The 19339-nt window shown below is 66.4% G+C and carries 17 protein-coding genes; 5 read left to right on the top strand and 12 right to left on the bottom strand.

The window, feature by feature from the left end; translation table 11 throughout:
• The first annotated feature begins 9 nt into the window (after positions 1-9).
• The gene (locus tag AC51GT_RS00215; protein WP_496327984.1) at positions 10-492 is read left to right on the top strand and encodes an aminoacyl-tRNA deacylase; all 483 of its coding nucleotides are present in this window, start codon (positions 10-12) and stop codon (positions 490-492) included.
• A gap of 12 nt (positions 493-504) precedes the next feature.
• Here the strand turns inward: AC51GT_RS00215 and AC51GT_RS00210 are convergent, their stop codons facing one another.
• Entirely contained in the window at positions 505-915 is a 411-nt protein-coding gene (locus tag AC51GT_RS00210; RefSeq protein WP_496323390.1) for a winged helix-turn-helix transcriptional regulator, read from the bottom strand.
• Positions 916-1040: 125 nt separating this feature from the next.
• On the opposite strand from AC51GT_RS00210, the gene AC51GT_RS00205 reads away from it, so the two are divergent.
• Positions 1041-1943: an NADP-dependent oxidoreductase gene (locus AC51GT_RS00205; protein WP_496327496.1), complete on the top strand. Its 903-nt coding sequence runs from the start codon at positions 1041-1043 to the stop codon at positions 1941-1943.
• A gap of 3 nt (positions 1944-1946) precedes the next feature.
• Here the strand turns inward: AC51GT_RS00205 and AC51GT_RS00200 are convergent, their stop codons facing one another.
• The 4 genes from AC51GT_RS00200 to AC51GT_RS00185 all read right to left on the bottom strand — a co-directional run bounded on the left by AC51GT_RS00200 (position 1947) and on the right by AC51GT_RS00185 (position 5263).
• Positions 1947-3275 (bottom strand): diacylglycerol/lipid kinase family protein, encoded by a 1329-nt coding sequence (locus AC51GT_RS00200; RefSeq protein WP_496327495.1) that lies wholly within the window; start codon positions 3273-3275, stop codon positions 1947-1949.
• A 10-nt stretch (positions 3276-3285) separates the two neighbouring features.
• Positions 3286-3558 carry a DUF5313 family protein gene (locus tag AC51GT_RS00195; RefSeq protein WP_496327494.1) on the bottom strand — a complete coding sequence of 91 codons (273 nt, stop codon included), beginning with the start codon at positions 3556-3558 and terminating at the stop codon, positions 3286-3288.
• Between the two features lie 120 nt (positions 3559-3678).
• The gene (locus tag AC51GT_RS00190; protein WP_496327983.1) at positions 3679-4419 is read right to left on the bottom strand and encodes an SOS response-associated peptidase; all 741 of its coding nucleotides are present in this window, start codon (positions 4417-4419) and stop codon (positions 3679-3681) included.
• 97 nt (positions 4420-4516) lie between these two features.
• A complete protein-coding gene (locus AC51GT_RS00185; protein ID WP_496327493.1) occupies positions 4517-5263 on the bottom strand; it encodes a hypothetical protein in 747 nt (248 codons plus the stop codon).
• Positions 5264-5396: 133 nt separating this feature from the next.
• On the opposite strand from AC51GT_RS00185, the gene aroA reads away from it, so the two are divergent.
• Together aroA and rsgA are read left to right on the top strand one after the other, a co-directional pair.
• Entirely contained in the window at positions 5397-6659 is a 1263-nt protein-coding gene (gene aroA / locus AC51GT_RS00180; RefSeq protein ID WP_496327492.1) for a 3-phosphoshikimate 1-carboxyvinyltransferase, read from the top strand.
• On the top strand, positions 6656-7648 hold the full coding sequence (rsgA, locus tag AC51GT_RS00175; protein WP_496327491.1) for a ribosome small subunit-dependent GTPase A: 993 nt from the start codon (positions 6656-6658) through the stop codon (positions 7646-7648). Before aroA ends, rsgA begins: the two co-directional genes overlap by 4 nt.
• A gap of 91 nt (positions 7649-7739) precedes the next feature.
• Here rsgA and AC51GT_RS00170 read toward each other — a convergent pair whose 3' ends face one another.
• On the bottom strand, positions 7740-8993 hold the full coding sequence (locus tag AC51GT_RS00170; protein WP_496323383.1) for a fatty acid desaturase family protein: 1254 nt from the start codon (positions 8991-8993) through the stop codon (positions 7740-7742).
• A gap of 112 nt (positions 8994-9105) precedes the next feature.
• A complete protein-coding gene (locus tag AC51GT_RS00165) occupies positions 9106-10407 on the bottom strand; it encodes a fatty acid desaturase family protein (RefSeq protein ID WP_496323382.1) in 1302 nt (433 codons plus the stop codon).
• Positions 10408-10825: 418 nt separating this feature from the next.
• Here AC51GT_RS00165 and AC51GT_RS00160 point away from each other — a divergent pair, with 418 nt between their 5' ends.
• Positions 10826-12265 carry a DEAD/DEAH box helicase gene (locus AC51GT_RS00160; RefSeq protein WP_496327490.1) on the top strand — a complete coding sequence of 480 codons (1440 nt, stop codon included), beginning with the start codon at positions 10826-10828 and terminating at the stop codon, positions 12263-12265.
• Between the two features lie 72 nt (positions 12266-12337).
• Here AC51GT_RS00160 and AC51GT_RS00155 read toward each other — a convergent pair whose 3' ends face one another.
• The 5 genes from AC51GT_RS00155 to secA all read right to left on the bottom strand — a co-directional run bounded on the left by AC51GT_RS00155 (position 12338) and on the right by secA (position 19271).
• Positions 12338-13459, bottom strand: a complete 1122-nt coding sequence (locus AC51GT_RS00155) for a ferredoxin reductase (protein ID WP_496327489.1) — start codon at positions 13457-13459, stop codon at positions 12338-12340.
• A gap of 143 nt (positions 13460-13602) precedes the next feature.
• A complete protein-coding gene (locus AC51GT_RS00150) occupies positions 13603-14136 on the bottom strand; it encodes a DUF6912 family protein (protein WP_496327488.1) in 534 nt (177 codons plus the stop codon).
• Positions 14137-14170: 34 nt separating this feature from the next.
• A complete protein-coding gene (locus AC51GT_RS00145) occupies positions 14171-15607 on the bottom strand; it encodes a wax ester/triacylglycerol synthase family O-acyltransferase (RefSeq protein WP_496327487.1) in 1437 nt (478 codons plus the stop codon).
• Between the two features lie 90 nt (positions 15608-15697).
• A complete protein-coding gene (locus AC51GT_RS00140) occupies positions 15698-16243 on the bottom strand; it encodes an Rv3235 family protein (protein WP_496327486.1) in 546 nt (181 codons plus the stop codon).
• A gap of 181 nt (positions 16244-16424) precedes the next feature.
• A complete protein-coding gene (gene secA, locus AC51GT_RS00135; RefSeq protein ID WP_496323376.1) occupies positions 16425-19271 on the bottom strand; it encodes a preprotein translocase subunit SecA in 2847 nt (948 codons plus the stop codon).
• Between the last annotated feature and the right edge of the window lie 68 nt (positions 19272-19339).

Below are 19339 nucleotides of genomic sequence, written 5' to 3'. Positions count from 1 at the left end.
TCGACAGCCATGGCAGCGACCGCGGCGATCAGCGTTCTGGAAAAGGCCGGGGTCCGGCACCAGGTCCACAAGTACGAGACCCGCTCCGACGGCGACTGGGGGCCGGAGGCCGCCGAACACCTGCGGCGCTCGATCGGCGCCGAGCCGGAACAGATCTTCAAGACGTTGGTGATCGATGTCGGCGGCACCCTGGCGGTGGCGGTGATCCCGGTTCCCGAGCGCCTGTCCCCCAAGGCCGCGGCCGGTGCGCTGGGTATGAGCGGCAAGGCCGTGATGGCCGATCCGGCGGCGGTCATGCGGGTCACCGGCTATGTGCTCGGTGGGGTGTCGCCGGTCGGCCAGAAGAAGCCACTGCCCACCGTGATCGACGAGACGGTCGATCTGTGGGATTCGGTGTTCTGCAGCGGCGGCAAACGGGGTCTGGAGATCGAACTGGCCCCGGCCGACCTGGTCGCGGTCACCGGCGCGGTGGTCGCGGACGTCCTCGCCTGAGGACCGCCCGGCCTACCGTCCCTCGTGCTGCCTGTGGTCGTAATCTTCGCGGGCCTCGAAGACCTCGTCCATGTGTGACTCGGCCCAGTCCTTCACCCCGCGCATCAGCTCTCGGAGCGAGAGTCCCAGCGGCGTCAGCGAATAGTCGACCCGCACCGGAACACTCACCGTCACCTCACGGGTGAGGAGACCGTCTCGCTCGAGGGTCCGCAGTGTCTGGGTCAACATCTTCTGACTGACGCCGGCCACCGCACGGGACAGCTCTGAATACCGCATCGTCCGGTCCCCCAGCGCGACCAGGATCAACGCCACCCATTTATCACTCATCCGATCGAGCAGCATGCGGCTCGGACAGTTCGCGACGTACACGTCGTATTCCTGCTTGGCCTGTCCGCGGCGATCGGCGGCTGTCGTCGTCGGCATCGGAGCCCACCTCCTGGGTTGTTACGCACTTTCAGGTGCCTACTTCCCATTAGAGAGTGGCATCGGCATCGTGGAGATCGCAAGGTGCTCTTCAGACAACCGCCGACACGAGATGGGACGAGCTCATGCGAACGATCATCACCACAGGCACAGACGACCTCACGATCGCCGACCGGCGCACGCCCGAACCGGGCCGGGGCGAAGTCCGGATCCGGGTGGGCGCGGCATCGGTCAACCCGGTCGACATCGGCGCGGCACACGGCGTCTTCCACCGCCTCGGGATCATTCCCCCGGGCGCCGCGGTGGGGCTCGGCTGGGACGTCTCCGGGGTTGTCGAGGCGCTCGGACCGGACGTCACCGAACCGGCCGTTGGGACAGCGGTCGCCGGACTGCGGGTCGGGATCGGCCCGGACATCGGGACCTACGGCGAGTACGTGGTGCTGCCCGCCGGCGCCGTCGCTGCGCTGCCGAACGGGCTCGATCCGGTGGCCGCCGCCGCGGTGCCGCTGGTCTCCCTGACCGCGTCCCAGTCGATCTCACTGCTCGATCCCGGTGGGCGGCGTCTGCTGATCGTCGGGGCGTCCGGCGGGGTCGGCAACGCGGCCGTCCCACTGGCCGCCCGCAGCGGCGCCACCGTCACGGCCGTCGGCAAACCCGACGATGTCGATGACCTACGCGACCGCGGCGCCGCGACCGTCACGACGACCGTCGCCGATCTGGGCGACACGCTTTTCGATGCCGTCTTCGACCCGGCCGGGGTCGGTGCCCCGTTGCTCGACCTGATCGTCGAGGGAGGCCGGTATCTGGGCACCGCTCCACGCAATGCACCCGCACCCACCCGCGGGATCACCAGCGGCTGGATCGAGGTGCAGGCCGACGGTGCCGAACTGGCCGAACTCCTCGGCGACGTGGCAGCGGGTCGACTCCCGTCGCGCATCGCCGGCGACGTCCCGCTCGATGAGGCGGCCAAGGCGCACCGCGCGTTCGAGGACAAGGCGGCGCCCGGCCGGTGGCTGATCAGGCCCTGATCGTCAGAGCCACACCAGCTGTCGCAGCCGCACCCAGTCCAGCGGACGCTTGGGCGGCCTGACACCGGGCCGATTCCGGGGCACCCGGACCCGCAACGCCTGTGGGCGGATCGTGCATTGCACCGGGGTCGAGAGGATCAGCGCCTCCCCGTCGACCCCGACGGGGATCTGGGGCTGGTCGGCATCGATGACCACTTCCGGTCCGGTGTACTGGGTCAGACCGTGCTGCCGGGTCCGGCGCAGCAGGCCGACCGCCTGCAGGGTGGTGCTCACCGACACGACCACGATCCCGAGGGTTCCGGTGTCCAGTCGCGGCCGTCGGCCCAGCCCGGCCAGGTCGTGCATCTCGTAGGCGCCGTTGCTCACCAATACGGCCTGCGGCTCGGTGATGGTCACCTCCCCGGTGCGGACGAACAGCCGGGGGCCACGGGTGCCGGCGATCAGGTCCGGGAGCATCGCCAGCATCGTGCCGGTCTTGTCATCGCGGTAGGCCGGGCTCTGCACGACCTCCGCGTAGGCACCGAAGGACGCATTGTTGACAAACGTCCGGTCATTGACCGAGCCGAGATCCACCCTGACCTCCACCCCGTCGGTGAGCGCGTCGAGGCACGAGGCCGGGTCCTCGCGGTCCAGGCCCAGGTCGAGCGCGAAGTGATTGCGGGTTCCGGCGCTGATCACCAGGAACGGCAGGTCGTGTTCGGCGGCGATCCCGGCCACCAATGCCTGGGTACCGTCGCCGCCCGCCACCCCCAGCAGGTCGGCGCCGCGCTCGACCGCCTGCCGGGTCAGGGCCGCGATGTCGACGATCTCGGGGCCGTCGAGCACGGCCACCTCCACGCCCAATGCCTCGGCGCGCCTACGCAAGTCGAACTTCTCCACCTTTCCGCCACCCGAGCGGGGGTTCATCACCACGAATGGGTGCTCGGGCGGTGGCACGTCACGCTCGGGCATCATCCAGTCGTCGCGGTCGCGCACCAGCGCGGCGCGGGCACAGGCGGTGGCCAGCATCGCCAGTGCCACGACCACCAGCACCACCCACAGCAGATGCTCGTTGACGAGGAAGAACAGCAGGGCGATGGGGATCACGACCGACATCGCCAGCGCAAGCCACCGGACCCGGCCGCGCACGGTGAGAAACCAGAAGACCGAGGCGAGGCCGATCACCAGCGCACCCACCGTCGCCAGGAACACGAGCAGGGTCTTGAAGCCGGCGAACACCACCAGCACGATGATCGCGGCGAACACGGCCGCGAGCGCGGCCCGCGCCAGCCATTGCCGCCGACGGCTCTCGGTGTCGATCTGCGGCTCGGACTTCTGGTGTTCTTGTGCCATTGCGTCCCGTTCAGTTGGGCGTTCGCGGGTATTTCGCCTCGTATTCGGTTTTTGTGATCTCTTGCCGGGCTCGATGTTTGACGCCGATCAAGTCACCGTCGATGCCGTTGGTGGTCAGCAGGTGCCGTCGGTAGATGCTCATCAGCGCGATCTCGAAGTACACCAGCGGGATGAGCAACAGCGCAATCATTCCGAGTCGATACGCCACCGGCCCGGGCACGAACGAGAAGGCGACGAAGATCGGCAGGAACGGCACGACCCCGCGGATGATGTAGCGGCGCATACATCCGGGGACCGGTCACGTCCCGGATCACCCAGTCCCGCATCGATTCCGGCAACGGCCGGCCGAGCAGGTACTTGATCACCTCGAAAAGGTTGGGGCGAGCCCGGCTCTCGTCGCCGCTCACACCGGCTCGATGAGATCGGCGCGGTTGTTGCGAACGCTGTTGACCTCGGTCGACACGCGATACGGCACCAAATGGGGCTCCGGCAGGGCTTCGAGCAGATCCTTTGCCACCGAGGGCTTTCCGCTGGTGCAGTCGAGCCAGTCGTCCCGCAGGTCCGGGGTCACGATCACCGGGGTGCGGTCGTGGATGTGGCCGAGCGCGTCGGTTGCCGAACGGGTGATCACCGTGGTGGTCCACAGCCAGCGATCCGGATCGTCTTTGGCCTTGGCCGGGTCGGGCCACAGTTCGTAGAGGCCGGCAAATCCCAGGATCGGGGTGTCGGGGTCGTGCAGGAAGTACGGCAGCTTCTTTCCCTCCGGGTCCTTCGTCCATTCGAAGAATCCGGCAGCGGGCAGGATGCACCTCCGCCGGGCCGCGGCGACCTTGAAGGACGGCTTGTCCGTCAGGGTCTCCGAGCGCGCATTGATCATCCGGCTGCCGATACCCGGATCTTTGGCCCAACTCGGAACGAGTCCCCACCGCACGGCCCGTAGCTGACGGACGAGCTCGGGTTGGGCGTCTTCCTGGCTGTCGGGGTCACGGCGGGACGGCCGTTCCAGGATGACCGGCACCGTCTGGGTGGGGGCCACGTTGTAGGAAGGGCTCTGCAGTTTGCTCGCATCATCCTCCGCCAGCGCAGCGTCGAACGCCGCAACCAGATCCGAGGTACTCGCCGTTGTCGCATATCGCCCACACATGGCGGTCATTATCACCCATCGACGGCCGCGAGCCGGCAGCAATCGGACCGGCCTCCTGGTCATCCACCGGGCGCGGCGGGCTGACCGTGCCCGCCGACTACGCCGCAGCGTCCTGCACCAGCGCGATCTGCTTGTTGAGCAGCTCGACCATGACCGCCTCGTCCGAGTTGTTCCAGTTCGCGGCGTTCTCACCGGTGAGGGTGATCTGAACGCTCACGGTGGTGCCGTCGACGTACGCGCCGGTGGACCGGATGGTGATCGGAACCGTCTGCTCTCCCACCGTCGCCGTACCCGTGCTGATGATGGTCTTGGCCTGCACGGTGGAACCTTCGACGTCCTGCACCGAGTTCTCCATCTCGGCAACGAGCTCGGTGCCGTCCTCGATCGGACCCCGCATGGTCATCGCCGGGCAGGTCTCGACCTGGCCCGCCACCGTCTCCAGGTCACTGGTCTCACCCATGATCACCTGGGTCTCGATCGAGGTGCCGTCCTCCATCTCGTACTCGACCCGAGCGCGGTCGTACTCGTCTGTGCCGTCCTCTTCCTCGACGATCGCCGCACAGTTGGCCGGGGTGACCTCGGGATCGCTCGACTGGTCGGCGTCGATGGCGGCCTTGTCGAGGATGACGTACTCACCGGTGCCCGGGAAGTCCGATTCCGAGAGCATCAGATCCTCGACGCGGACATCGGGCTGCGCGGGGGTGGCTTCGACAGCGGACGACTCCGCGGCACCGGTGGACGATTCCGCGTCGCCGTTCGAGTCGTCCGTGCATGCCGAGAGTGTCAAAAGCGCTGCCGCGCAAAGCGTCACCGCTGCTCCGCCGTGGGAAAGTCTGAGGTTCATGGATCGAACATAGCGACCGAAATGGCCCCGGACACCGGATGTCCGTTGAATGACCGACCGCACGGGTGGCCCGGAAACACCCTCCGTGAACAGGGGAAACAACGGGTCGCGGACAACATGAAAGACTGGTCGGGTGACTTCATGGAACGCACCACTGGCACCGGGCCCGTTGCACGCGACGGTGACCCTGCCCGGGAGCAAGTCGATCACCAACCGTGCCCTGGTGCTGGCGGCACAGGCCGACGGTCCGTCCACCGTCTCCGGCACGCTCCGCAGTCGCGACACCGACCTCATGCTCGACGCACTGGCCGCCCTCGGGGTCGGGGTCGAGGCGGACCCCGATGATCCGACCACGGTGAGGATCACACCCGGCCCGCTGCACGCCGCGACGATCGACTGCGGTCTGGCCGGAACCGTCATGCGCTTCGTGCCGCCCCTGGCCGCCTCGGCGCGCGGGCCGGTGCACTTCGACGGCGACGAGCAGGCCCGGTCACGGCCGCTGCACACCATTCTCGACGCGCTGCGCGACCTCGGTGTCAAGGTCGACGGGGATGCCCTGCCGTTCACCATCGAGGCCACCGGATCAGTCCGTGGCGGTCCGGTCACCATCGACGCGTCCGCCTCTTCGCAGTTCGTCTCCGGGTTGCTCCTCTCCGGCGCGGGCTTCACCGAAGGCGTCACGATCACCCACTCGGGCACGCCCGTTCCGTCGATGCCCCACATCGAGATGACCATCGAGATGCTGGCGGAGGCCGGGGTTGTCGTGGACACCTCGGTCCCCGACCGCTGGCACATCGCTCCGGGTCCGGTCCGCGCGGTGAACTGGCAGATCGAACCGGATCTGTCGAACGCGGCAGCCTTCCTCGCCGCCGCAGCCGTGGCCGGCGGCAGCGTCAGCGTTCCGCGGTGGCCCAGTGCCACCACCCAGCCCGGAGCCGCGATCGTCGACATCCTCGAGGCGATGGGCTGTGTCACCGGCCTGGCCGCCGGACTGCTGACCGTCACCGGACCCGAAGTGCTGCAAGGCATCACCTGGGACATGAGCGCCATCGGAGAGTTGACCCCGACGGTGGCCGCGCTCTGCGCACTCGCCGAGGGCACCTCGACACTGTCCGGCGTGGCACATCTCCGCGGGCACGAAACCGACCGGCTGTATGCGCTGCGCACCGAGATCAACCGCCTCGGGGGGGCCTGCCGCGAGACCGACGACGGGCTGATCATCGAACCGGCACCATTGCACGGTGGCCTCTGGCATTCGTACGCCGATCATCGGATGGCAACTGCCGGAGCCCTGATCGGGTTGGTGACCGAGGGCGTCGACGTCGACGACATCGAGACCACGGCCAAGACACTGCCGGACTTTCCGGCCATGTGGGCGAGGATGATCAGCGCTTGAGCAAACGGGAGTACGACGAATCCGACGTCCGGATACGCCCGGGCCGGAGTAGTCGGCCGCGCACCAAGACCCGCCCCACCCACGACGACGCGGCCACCGCGATGGTGGTCTCCGTCGACCGCGGCCGGTGGGGTGTCGTGCTCGAAGACAACCAGGACACCCGGGTCGTCTGCATGCGCGCCCGAGAGCTCGGCCGCACCCCGATCGTCGTCGGCGACGACGTGTCGGTGGTCGGTGACCTGTCGGGAAACCCCGATACGCTGGCCCGGATCGTGCGGGTCGCCCCGCGACGAACCGTGTTGCGGCGCACCGCCGATGACACCGATCCGTATGAACGGATCGTGGTGGCCAACGCCGATCAACTGCTGATCGTCACGGCCCTGGCCGATCCCCCACCGCGGACCGGGTTTGTCGAACGAGCGCTGGCCGCAGCCTATGTCGGCGGACTGCAGCCGGTTCTGTGTCTGACGAAGAGCGACCTGGCCGACCCGGAATCGTTCCGGTCGTCCTTCGCCGACCTCGATCTACCGGTACTGATCGCCGGCCGCGACGATCCGCTTGAGCCGGCCCAGAAACTGCTCGCGGGTAAGGTCACCGCGCTCATCGGCCACAGTGGGGTCGGCAAGTCGACCCTGGTGAATCGTCTTGTGCCCGACGCCTATCGGGCCACGGCTGTCGTGTCCGGCGTCGGCAAGGGACGGCACACGTCCACCCAGTCGGTCGTCCTGCCACTGCCCGGCGGTGGCTGGGTGGTGGACACCCCCGGCATCCGCTCGTTCGGCCTGGCGCACATCGGCCCCGAGGACGTGATCAAGGCGTTCGACGATCTGAGCGAGACGATCAAAGACTGCCCGCGCGGCTGCACGCATCTCGGACCGCCCGCCGACCCCGAGTGCGCCCTCGACTCCCTGACCGGCCAACACCATCGCCGGGCCATGGCAGTTCGCGAACTCATCAGCGCACTGAGCGTGGCCAACCACTGGGATTGACCGGCTCCCACAACGCACAAACCCACCTGTTCCGGCCCTACCCACCTGTCATGACAGGTGGATGGGACCGGAACAGGTGGGTTCGCGGAGACTAACTGGCGCGCAATGTCTTTCGACGCGCCTTGACCTCGGCGATAGCGGTCTTGAGGCCCTCACGTCTGCCTTCGCCGGCCGCCACGATCCGCTTTCCACGGTCGGCCGCAGCCGCCCGGAGACCGGCAAACCTCTTCTCCGAGGCCGTTTCCGGCGCGTCATCAGCGGTGGCGATCAGGTACTTGTCCGGCAGCGACAGCTTCGCGATCGTCCGGAATGTCTGCCAGTACTGCACCAGGATCGGACCCGTGGTGTACGGCAGATCGTACTTCTCGCACAACTGGCGCACCCGCACCGAGATGTCGGCGTACCGGTTGGACGGCAGGTCGGGAAAGAGATGGTGTTCGATCTGGTAGCAGAGATTGCCACTCATGAACGCCATCGCCGGGCCCGCATTGAAGTTCGCCGATCCCAGCATCTGCCGCAGGTACCACTGGCCCTGCGTCTCGTCGACCAGTGACTCCTCGGTGAACTTCTCCGCACCATCGGGGAAATGCCCACAGAAGATGACCAGATAGGCCCATAGGTTGCGGGCGAGATTGGCGGTCAGGTTGGCCGTCAGAGTCTTTCGCGCCGCCTTGCCCGACAGCAAGGGGAAGATCACAAAATCCTTGGCCATCTGCCGGATGATCTTCTTGCTGAAGTCCTTGATCTGCGGGACCGCGATCTCCGCCGGCTTCTTGCCCTCGAGATAGTCCTTCAGCTCGATGTCGTGCAGCCCGATGCCCCACTCGAAGGTGGCGGCCAGGAACAGGTTCGCGAGCACCTGGTAGGAGTGCTTCCACTGCCATTCCTCGTCGCGGGTCACCCGCAGCAGTCGATAGCCGATGTCGTGATCCATGTCCATCACGTTGGTGTACTTGTGATGAATGTAGTTGTGGGAGTGCTTCCAGTGACCCGAGTAACAGACCATGTCCCATTCCCAGGACGTGGAGTGGACCTCGGGATCGTTCATCCAATCCCACTGGCCGTGCATGACGTTGTGGCCGAGCTCCATGTTCTCGATGATCTTCGCAGCCGAGAGAAGCGCCGTGCCCGACCACCAGAAGAACCGGTTCCGGCTGCCCAACAACGCAATCCGGCCACTCACCTCGAGCACACGCTGGGCCATGATGGTGCGCCGCAGATATGTCGCATCCCGAACGCCGCGATCGGATTCGATCTCCCGTCGCAGGGCGTCCAGTTCGGCGCCGAGCGCCTCCACATCCGATTCGGTCAGATGTGTGTATTCGTTGATATCACTGATTGCCATCGTGCCTGGTAACTCCTTGCTGGCGTTGATCCCCGGGCCGGGTGAGCATCGCGCTCACGGCCATCCGCCATAGTTCTTCTTCAGCGTACGGCCTTCGGACGCGGCAGGCCGATCAGGCAGCCCGCGCATCCTTCGGCCGGCCCTGACCGATGATGCCCGCCACCGGTGAGCGACGCCGACGCAGCCTGTCCATCGCGGTGCGCAGTCCCTTCCGACGACCCGTGCTCGGGTCGATCGTCGCAGCAAGCCGCTGCTCGGGGTCGGTCTTGAACCGGAGCTCCGATGCCGTCTCGGGGGCGTCGTCGACGGTGCCCTTCAGGTACTTGTTCGGCAGCGACAGCTTCGCGATCGTCCGCCAGGACTTCGCGTACTGCAGCAGGAACGGGCCGGTGGTGTACGGGAGATCATATTTGTCGCACAGGGCCCGAACCCGGACGGCGATCTCTGCGTACCGGTTGGACGGCAGGTCGGGGAACAGGTGGTGCTCGATCTGGTAGCTGAGGTTTCCGCTCATGAACGCCAACGGCTTGCCGCAGTTGAAGTTCGCGCTGCCCAGCATCTGCCGCAGGTACCAGTGGGCCTGCGACTCGTCTTCGAGATCCTGCTTGGTGAACTTCTCGGCCCCGTCGGGAAAATGTCCACAGAAGATGACCGCGTTGGTCCAGATGTTGCGAATCGTGTTGGCAGCAAACGTCGCAGTGATCGCCCGGACCCAGCTCTTGCGCGAACGCGTCACCGCACCCACCATGGCCGGGTAGACCACGTAGTCCTTGCCGACCTGACGGCCGACCTTGATCCCGACGTCGCGCAGATCCTTCTTGAAGGCTTCTTTGTCCGGGTGCTTGCCCGCGGCCACCCGGCCGAGCTCGAGATGCTGCACCGCAACGCCGTACTGGAAGAACAGCATCAGCAGGGTGTTGTAGGCGATGTTGCCGAGATTGAAGGGCTTCCAACGCTGGTCGCGGGTGACCCGGATCAGGCCGTAGCCCACATCGTCGTCCATCCCGAGCACGTTGGTGTACTTGTGATGGATGTAGTTGTGGGTGTGCTTCCAGTGCGCGGACGGACCGGTGTTGTCCCATTCCCATCCGGTGGAGTGCACCTCCGGATCGTTCATCCAATCCCACTGCCCGTGCATGACGTTGTGGCCGAGCTCCATGTTCTCCACGATCTTGGAGACGCCGAGCACGCCGGCGCCCAGGGCCCAGACCTTACGGTTGGCGGCGCCGAACAGCAGCGCACGGCCGGACAGCTCGAGTCCGCGCTGGAAGCGGATGGCATTGCGGATATAGGTGGCGTCACGCTCACCGCGCTCGTTCTCGATGTCGCGGCGGATGGCGTCGAGCTCACGACCAAGTGCCTCCACGTCGGCCTCGGTCAGGTGCGCGTACTCCGGAATGTCGGTAATTGCCACCGCTTCGAACCTCTCGTCGGGGGTAATAATCCGAGGTCAGTGCTTATGGCAACGAACCTACGGACTGGTAACTTACGCAATCGTAGGTTACGGTCCGGGAGGTGTCCAGAGGTAGGTGAGACTGATCTCACCTGTCCCCGGGTGGGCAAGAAACCGGGCATCCGGGCTATGCTGACTGAGTACTTCGCGCAAGATGCGCGGAACCGTCGTGGAACTGCTTCCTCGCGATGTGGCCCCCAGGGAAACCCGGACCACACTCAATCGCGAGTTGATCAACCCCACTGAGCTATTCACACGGCGATCGTTACTGCCCACCGGCCTGCGGTGTCCGACATCCGTCGGCCAGCAGATCAGGGCAGTCGCGCCACCCAGCGGTGAATCGTGCTCGAGACGCCGCGTAAATCAGAAACGTGATTCTTTGAATTCTGTATCCAGTCCTGCCACAACAACTTTCGCGGAGCTCGGTGTTCCCCCGCGCCTGGTCAAGGCACTGACCGCCGGTGGCATCACCGCCCCGTTCCCGATCCAGGCCGACACCCTTCCCGACAGCTTGGCCGGACGCGACGTCCTCGGCCGCGGAAAGACCGGCAGTGGCAAGACGCTCGCCTTCTCCATCCCGCTCGTGGCCCGGCTCTCCGCCGGAGCACCCGCCGGCGCCGGCCGCCCCCGCGGCCTGATCCTGGCCCCGACCCGCGAGCTCGCCACCCAGATCACCGCCGTGGTCCAGCCGATGGCCCAGGCCCTCGGCCTGACCGTGACCACCATCTTTGGTGGCGTCCCCCAGGGACGCCAGGCTTCGGCACTGCGCGCCGGTGTCGACATCGTCGTGGCCTGCCCCGGTCGCCTCGAAGACCTCATGCGCCAGCGCCTCGTGCGTCTGGACCGCGTCGAGATCTCCATCCTCGACGAGGCGGACCACATGGCCGACCTGGGCTTTTTGCCCGGCGTCACCCGCATCCTGACCGCCACCCCCGAAGGCGGCCAGCGGCTGCTGTTCTCGGCGACCCTCGACAACGGCGTCGACAAGCTGGTCAAGCGTTTCCTGAACCAGCCGGTCATGCACTCGGTCGACGAGGCCACCTCGCACGTCTCGGCGATGACGCACCACATCTATGAGGTCGCCGGTGCCGATGCCAAGAAGGGCGTCGTCTTCGCACTCGCCTCCGGCCGCGGCCGTCGCATCCTGTTCATGCGCACCAAGCACCAGGCCCGCAAGCTGGCCAAGCAGCTGACCGACGCCGGCATCCCCAGCGTCGACCTGCACGGCAACCTCTCGCAGGGTGCCCGCGACCGCAACCTTCTCGCGTTCTCCAGCGGCAAGGCACGCGTCCTGGTCGCCACCGACGTTGCCGCCCGTGGCGTGCACGTCGATGACGTCGAACTCGTCGTCCACGTCGACCCGCCGGCCGAGCACAAGGCGTACCTGCACCGTTCGGGCCGTACCGCTCGTGCGGGCAGCGCCGGTGACGTCGTCACCCTGACCCTGCCGGAGCAGCGTCGCGACATGTCGCAGCTGCTGCGCAAGGCCGCCATCAAGGCGACCCCGATCCGGGTGACCGCCGAGTCGGCAGAGCTCAAGACCCTGGTCGGCGAGACCGCCGATCTGATCGCCCCGCCTGCGGTCACCTCGGTTCCCAACCGTTCGGTGAAGTCGCCGGGCAGCCGCAGCACCGCCGGTCGCCGCCCGCGTCCCACCGCCGACGGATCGGCACCGTACGAGGGCCGCGGCCGCGGCCAGAGCGCCCGCTCGCAGGCCGGCCGCGCAGCAGCAGGTCATTCAGAAGGTGGCCGTAGCCGCGGATCGTCGCAGGGTGGCGGCGCTCGTCGCAGCCAGCCGCATTCGAGCAGCGCCCGCTAGTCTTTCGGAAAATCTCAAAGAAGTGGGGCCCGAGTTGAAGAACTCGGGCCCCACTTTTTTGTCGGTGTCAGGTCAGACCTCGAGGGTGCAATCCCCGGCCGCAACACTGATACACGTCTGGATTCGTTCTCCGGCAACATGTTCCGCACCGCTGCGCAGGTCCCGGACGACGCCCTTGTCGAGCATCACCACACAGCTCTGACAAATACCCATCCGGCATCCGAACGGCATCTGGACACCGGCGTCCTCACCGGCGGTCATCAATGTGGTCGCACCGTCGACACTCGCGGTACGCCCGGTCCTCGAGAAGGTGACCGTGCCGCCTTCGGCACCGACCTCACCGCGCTCGAGAGCAAATCGCTCGATGTGCAGATGGTCACGCAGGCCGGCCTGTGTCCACTTCTGGGTCAGCGAATCCAGCAACGCCGCCGGACCACATGCCCACGTCTGTCGCTGCGCCCAATCGGGGCACAGTGTGTCGAGCGCCGCCGGATCGATCTTGCCCTCGGCACGCGTCCGCTGGATGTGCACCCGCAGCAGACCGTCGGCCTCGAACTGCTTGAGCTCATCGGCGAACATCAGGTCCTTGTCGGTCGGAACCGAATGGATCAGTTGGACGTCGGTGTGCTGTTTGCGTGATGCCATCGTCCGCAGCATCGACATGATCGGCGTGATGCCGCTGCCCGCGGTGACGAACAACAGTTTCTCCGGGAGCTCCGCCGGAAGGACGAACTCCCCCTGGGGCGGGGCCAGCCGCACCACGGTGCCCGGCGCGAGACCGTTCACCAGGTGTCCGGACAGGAAACCCTCGGCCATCGCCTTCACCGTGATCGACACGACCTTGCCATGGGTGTCGGAGGTGGTCTGCGGTACCGATGTCAGCGAGTACGACCGCCAGGTCCAGCGGCCCTCGACCAGGACACCGATACCCATGTACTGGCCGGGCTGGTAGTCGAACGAGAATCCCCAGCCCGGCTTGATGACAAGTGTTGCCGAATCATCGGTTTCGGGCCGGACCTCGACGATCTTGCCGCGCAGTTCCCGCGCCGACCACAACGGATTGGCCAGATGCAGGTAGTCGTCGGGCAGCAGCGGTGTGGTGACCCGCGCCGCTGCGGCACGAACCAGATTCACCGCTCGGCTACGGCTCGCGATATCGCGAACCGGCTCCTCGAATCGTTCACGCCAACCCATCAGATATCTCCATTCGACAAGCTGTTGCGAGCTCCGCCTTCGGCTTCGTCTCGGCTCCATTTTGCTGCTAACTTACGCTACCGTAGGTTAGGGTCCGAACACAGCGCGAGAGGCTCGCATCACTGCGCGGACGAGCATTCCGTTCAGAGCAGTTCCAGCAAGAAAGGGAGCTCCTGGGTGGCGTACCAGCCCAGGTCGAAATCTTCGACATCGCCGATGGCGAGTTCGGCATCCTCGTCACCGAGATCTGCGGCATCGACGATCTCCATGGCCCGCAGCACCTTCTCCTCCGCGTCGCTGCCATCGACCAGCAGGGATGCGACCGCCGAAAGCGGAACCACCCGAGAAGTTTTCACCACCGCGACATCGAGATCGGGACGAAGCTTCACCTCGTCGACGTCGGCGGCGATCACCACCCGCCGGGGCGGCAGCGGCGTGGCGCCCTCGGAGTCGTCGTCCTTGTCGCCGTCCTCGTCCTGTTCGGCGGCCAGAAGCCGGAGCGAGGCACGCGCGGCCTCCCGGATCGCCGCCTCGGCGAGCTCCTCGTCGTCACCGTCGAGGTACGACTCACGCAGCGCAGGTGTGAGCGCAAACGCCGTTCCGCCGACCGGCAGGAACTCACCGGTGGTGTTCAGTTCTGTCAGCATCGACAGGGTGGCGGGCAGATAGATTCTCATCGGGCCTTTCCAGGGAGGGAACGCGGTGGGGATGTCACCGTTGTGGGAGCAATTCTTCGAACGAGTCGGTGAGGTACTCGGCCATCGCGCCGAGATCCCACATCACCCGGCGATCGGCGTTGAAACCGAAGAAGATCCGGCCGTTGTACGACGTGAGCCCGATGGCCAGCGCACGCCGGCGGACCAGGGACGGGACGGGATAGATGGCCAGGATCTCGTTGCCACCGAGGTACTGTGCCGAGCGCGGACCGCGGGCGATGGTGACCGGAACATTGAAGGATCGGCGCGACAACGACGCCGCCGCCCGCGCGCTCATCGCATGGAACGTGGCAGGCCCGATCTCCGGGATCCACGGTTCGACCGCCGCCGACCAGTTGCGGCCCGAGTGTGAGTGCCGCTCCGCCAGTTGCGCGACCTGTGAGAGCCGAACCGCCGGATTCGGTTCTCCCACCGGCAGATCCGTGACGAACCCGTGTAGTCCGCCGACCATCCACGATGCGGACGAGGACTCCCCCTGCGCATCGAGATCGGAATCGAACTCGGGTTCGTCCGCCCCCGCCGGGTACGCCGACAACGGCACCATGACACGCACGGTCTCCACTTGATCGACGGCCAGTGACCGCGAGAGCAGCCAGCGCCGGATCGCACCCGCGATAGCCGCGAGGAGCACATCGTTGGGGGTACAACCGTGACGCTCGGCGATGTCCACACAGTCCTCGGCGGAACAGGACGCGACGGTGAACCGGCGGGTGGGGGCCGTGGCACCGTTCAGTGGGCTCGACGGGGCGGAGGTGGTGGCCATCTTCATCACCGATTCGACGCGGCGGAACGCACCGGCTAGCGCTTGGCCGGCCGAGGCCAGCTGATTGGACGCCGCCCGCACCTGGTCGACCATCTCCCAGGGCCGGGTCAGGACGTCGGTGATCGCACCGACCACCAGTTCGCGAGAACCCGGCGCACGGTCGGGCAGCCACAGGTCCTCGGGCATCGGTGGTGGCTCGCGGGTGTCGTCGACGATGATCTGATTGATCTCGAAGGCCTCGGATCCGTCGACCAGGGAGCGATGGGTCTTGGTCAGGACCGCCATCCGGTCATCGGACAATCCCTCGACCAGGTACATCTCCCACAGCGGCCGGGTGCGCTCCAGCGGGCGCGACATCAGCCTGGCGACCAGATCGTGGAGCTGGTCGTCGGCGCCCGGACTCGGCAGTGCGGAGCGGCGGACGTGGTAGGTGATGTCGAACTCGTGGTCGTCGACCCACACCGGGCGGGCCAGACCGAGCGTGACCTCACGAATCTTCTTCCGATACCGCGGGACGAGCTGCAATCGGCTCTCGACGGTACGCAGCAATCCCTGGTAGTCCAGGCCATCCGGCCGGCGCTCGAGGATCAGCAGAGAACCCACCTGCGTGGTCGAACCGCGGTCATCGAGGTAGTAGTACATCGAATCCTGAGGCGAGAGCCGGTTCACAGCGCCAATCGTAACCGGCGGGTCCGCGCCCGCTCTCCGCGAACCGCTTGCCGAGCGCCGGTCATCGAACCTCCCGGGCCCGGACCGGCCTCATCCGACACTCACCGACACCAGGACGCATCGTCGCGCCTTACGCCGCGGGCCGCCGGGCGTCGACGCACGGATGGGCATCAGTCGACGCTCGACGCGAGCGCCCATCGCCTGGACACGCTCTCCCCGGCGGTACACGACGGTGATCTCGGCGATGTCCGGGCTGGTGTGCTGGGTGTGCAGGCGCAGCAGCGTGCAGGCCGGTCCCCTCGCCTGATCGGCGAGCAACACCCGGAATTGATCGGCGATCTTCGGTACCGCCACCTCCGCCAGATGAGCGAACGGCCGCCTGCCGCCCAAGACCTCCAGCAGGACCGTGGTGGCGTGGATGGCGAAGCGCCGCAGCTCGACGTCGACGGGTTCGGGCGGCGGTACCGCGGTGCGCCGGGCCGCGAGGACTTCGACTCCGGAACCCGATTCCGGCACCACCGGACCAGGCCCGAGACCCAGCGGCGGCGTCTCGCTGAAGGGCACCCGGGTGATCCGCAGACCACCGATCCCCCCGACCGCGTCCTCGTCGGTCTCGGCGATATCGGTTGTTGTCATGGCGCCCCCCGGGCCGTGTCTGCGACCGGCGACAACCCGGCCCGATAACCGGAGAACCCGGATACCAGCAGTACGACGTGCACTGCGCGTTCCTGGTTCCTTCGGAACCGGAACGGGGGTATCCGGGTTCTACGGGGCGTTCACGCCCAGCGCTGGTCGTTCCGCGCGTTGTTGGCGGGTGTCAGTGCTTCTTGCGGGTCTTGGGCGGCTTCGCGCCACCCTTGGATCCCGACCGCGCAGCTGCGCGGCGTTCCTTGCGGGTACCGGCCTGTCCATCGGTGGAACCGCCGGCGGTTCCGCTGGACCGGCGCACCGTGGTGCCACCGGTTTCGGACGGACCGCTGAACGTCAGACCGGCATTGGCCGAGCCGTCGTCGATTCCCTTGGCCCGCAACGCTGCCGGGGCCGCCGGTGCGACCGGGCGAGCCGGAGCGGCCTGCTCGGTGGGCAACGGCGCCGGGGCGGCCGGTGCCTTCGACATCGACGGCGGAGCCGCGGCCGCGGCCGCCGCCGGCTGTGCCGGGGTGGCTTCGACGCTGACGTTGAACAGGAATCCGACCGACTCCTCCTTCAGTCCGTCGAGCATGCCGATGAACATGTCGTACCCTTCGCGCTGGTACTCCACCACCGGGTCGCGCTGCGCCATCGACCGCAGGTGGATACCTTCCCGCAGGTAGTCCATCTCGTAGAGGTGGTCACGCCACTTGCGGTCCAGAACGCTGAGCAGGATGGTGCGTTCGAGCTGACGCATCGCCGTGGGACCGGCGATCGATTCGATTTCCTTCTCGCGCCTCGCGTACGCCTCCAGGGCGTCGGTCACCAGGATCTCGCGCAGTTCCTCGGAGGTGATGTCCTTGCGTTCACCGAACTCGTTCTCCTCGAACAGGACCTTGTAGTCCAGCTCGATCGGGTAGAGCGTCCGCATGGCGGTCCAGAGCTGATCGAGATCCCAGTCCTCGGTGTAACCCTCGGACGTGGCGCCGACGACGTAGGCTCCCACAACGTCTTCGATCATCCGTTTGACCTGTTCGCTGTGATCCTCACCCTCGAGGATCGTGCGACGCTCGGCGTAGATGACCTTGCGCTGCTGGTTCATCACCTCGTCGTACTTGAGGACGTTCTTGCGGATCTCGAAGTTCTGCTGCTCGACCTGGGTCTGCGCGCTGCGGATGGCCTTGGTGACCATCTTCGCCTCGATCGGGACGTCGTCGGGCAGGTTCACCCGGTTCATGATCGATTCGAGGGCGGCGCCGTTGAACCGGCGCATCAGGCTGTCACCGAGCGAGAGATAGAACCGGGACTCGCCGGCATCGCCCTGACGGCCGGAGCGGCCACGGAGCTGATCGTCGATACGCCGTGATTCGTGGCGCTCGGTGCCCAGCACGTACAGGCCGCCGGCTGCCTTCACCTTCTCCGCGTCCTCGGCGACCTCGGCCTTGACCGCTGCGAGCACCTCGTCCCAGGCGGCCTCGTACTCGTCCGGGGTCTCCACCGGATCCAGACCGGCCTTGCGCAGGCGGATGTCGGCGAGGATGTCGGGGTTACCGCCGAGCACGACGTCGGTACCACGGCCTGCCATGTTGGTGGCGACGGTGACCGCACCACTGCGGCCGGCCTCGGCGATGATCTGGGCTTCTTGTTCGTGGAACTTGGCGTTGAGCACGTTGTGTGGGATGCCACGCTTCTTGAGCTGGCGGGCCAGATACTCCGACCGTTCCACGCTGGTGGTACCGATCAGGACGGGCTGACCCTTTTGGTGGCGCTCGGTGATGTCGTCGACCACCGCGTCGAACTTCGCCTCTTCGGTCTTGTAGATCAGGTCGGTCTGATCCACCCGGAGCATGGGCTTGTTCGTCGGGATCGGCAGCACACCCAACTTGTAGATCTGGTCGAGCTCTGCGGCCTCGGTCTGGGCCGTACCGGTCATGCCCGAGAGCTTCTCGTACATCCGGAAGTAGTTCTGCAGGGTGATCGTGGCCAGGGTCTGGTTCTCGGCCTTGATCTCGACGCGCTCCTTGGCCTCGATGGCCTGGTGCAGTCCCTCGTTGAAGCGCCGACCCTCGAGCACGCGGCCGGTGAACTCGTCGACGATCAGGACCTCACCGTTACGGACGATGTAGTCCTTGTCGCGCTCGAAGAGTTCCTTGACCTTGATCGCATTGTTCAGGTAACTCACCAGCGGCGAGTTGGCGGCCTCGTACAGGTTGTCGATGCCCAACTGGTCCTCGACGAACTCGACACCCGCTTCATGCACACCGATCGTGCGCTTGCGGATGTCCACCTCGTAATGGACGTCTTTCTTCAAAAGCGGTGCGATGCGGGCGAATTCGGCATACCACTTGCTCGACGAATCGGCCGGACCCGAGATGATCAGCGGGGTCCGGGCCTCGTCGATCAGGATCGAGTCGACCTCGTCGACGACCGCAAAGGAGTGGCCCCGCTGGACCAGATCGCCGAGCGAATGGGCCATGTTGTCGCGCAGGTAGTCGAACCCGAACTCGTTGTTGGTGCCGTAGGTGATGTCGGCGGCATAGGCCTCACGACGCGCGGCCGGGGTCATCCCGGTCAGGATCACCGCGGTGTCCAGACCCAGGAAGCGGTGGACGCGGCCCATCCATTCGGAGTCGCGTTTGGCCAGGTAGTCGTTGACGGTGACGACGTGGACGCCCTCGCCCGCCAGGGCATTGAGATATGCGGGCAGAACACAGGTCAGGGTTTTGCCCTCACCGGTCTTCATCTCGGCGATGTTGCCGAAGTGCAGAGCGGCACCACCCATGATCTGAACGTGGAAGTGTTTCTGGGACAACACCCGCCATGCGGCTTCGCGAGCGACGGCGAAGGCCTCCGGCAGCAGGTCATCGAGGGTCTCACCGTCGGCAAGACGTTCCTTGAACTCATCGGTTTTTGCCCGGAGTTCGGCGTCTGACAAGGCCTCGGTCGCTTTGTCGAGCGTCTCCACATGCGTAGCGATTGCATCCAGGCGTTTGACCATCCGGCCTTCGCCGACGCGCAGCAGCTTGTTGAGCACTGGTAATTCCCTCGATCCGGTCGAATACACACGAAATCCGACCTGCAGATTCCCGCAGGTCGGACTCC

This window comes from Williamsia sp. z34, assembly GCF_059553395.1.
Note: the sequence above shows the minus strand (reverse complement) of the source record. Positions and strands in the feature narration are given on the sequence as shown.

What these genes read in the sequence shown, in the direction of transcription:
- AC51GT_RS00215 (WP_496327984.1), top strand. Translation starts at nt 10, where the DNA reads ATGGCAGCGACCGCGGCGATCAGCGTTCTGGAAAAGGCCGGGGTCCGG.
- AC51GT_RS00210 (WP_496323390.1), bottom strand. Translation starts at nt 915, where the DNA reads ATGCCGACGACGACAGCCGCCGATCGCCGCGGACAGGCCAAGCAGGAA.
- AC51GT_RS00205 (WP_496327496.1), top strand. Translation starts at nt 1,041, where the DNA reads ATGCGAACGATCATCACCACAGGCACAGACGACCTCACGATCGCCGAC.
- AC51GT_RS00200 (WP_496327495.1), bottom strand. Translation starts at nt 3,275, where the DNA reads ATGGCACAAGAACACCAGAAGTCCGAGCCGCAGATCGACACCGAGAGC.
- AC51GT_RS00195 (WP_496327494.1), bottom strand. Translation starts at nt 3,558, where the DNA reads ATGCGCCGCTACATCATCCGCGGGGTCGTGCCGTTCCTGCCGATCTTC.
- AC51GT_RS00190 (WP_496327983.1), bottom strand. Translation starts at nt 4,419, where the DNA reads ATGTGTGGGCGATATGCGACAACGGCGAGTACCTCGGATCTGGTTGCG.
- AC51GT_RS00185 (WP_496327493.1), bottom strand. Translation starts at nt 5,263, where the DNA reads ATGAACCTCAGACTTTCCCACGGCGGAGCAGCGGTGACGCTTTGCGCG.
- AC51GT_RS00170 (WP_496323383.1), bottom strand. Translation starts at nt 8,993, where the DNA reads ATGGCAATCAGTGATATCAACGAATACACACATCTGACCGAATCGGAT.
- AC51GT_RS00155 (WP_496327489.1), bottom strand. Translation starts at nt 13,459, where the DNA reads ATGGGTTGGCGTGAACGATTCGAGGAGCCGGTTCGCGATATCGCGAGC.
- AC51GT_RS00150 (WP_496327488.1), bottom strand. Translation starts at nt 14,136, where the DNA reads ATGAGAATCTATCTGCCCGCCACCCTGTCGATGCTGACAGAACTGAAC.
- AC51GT_RS00140 (WP_496327486.1), bottom strand. Translation starts at nt 16,243, where the DNA reads ATGACAACAACCGATATCGCCGAGACCGACGAGGACGCGGTCGGGGGG.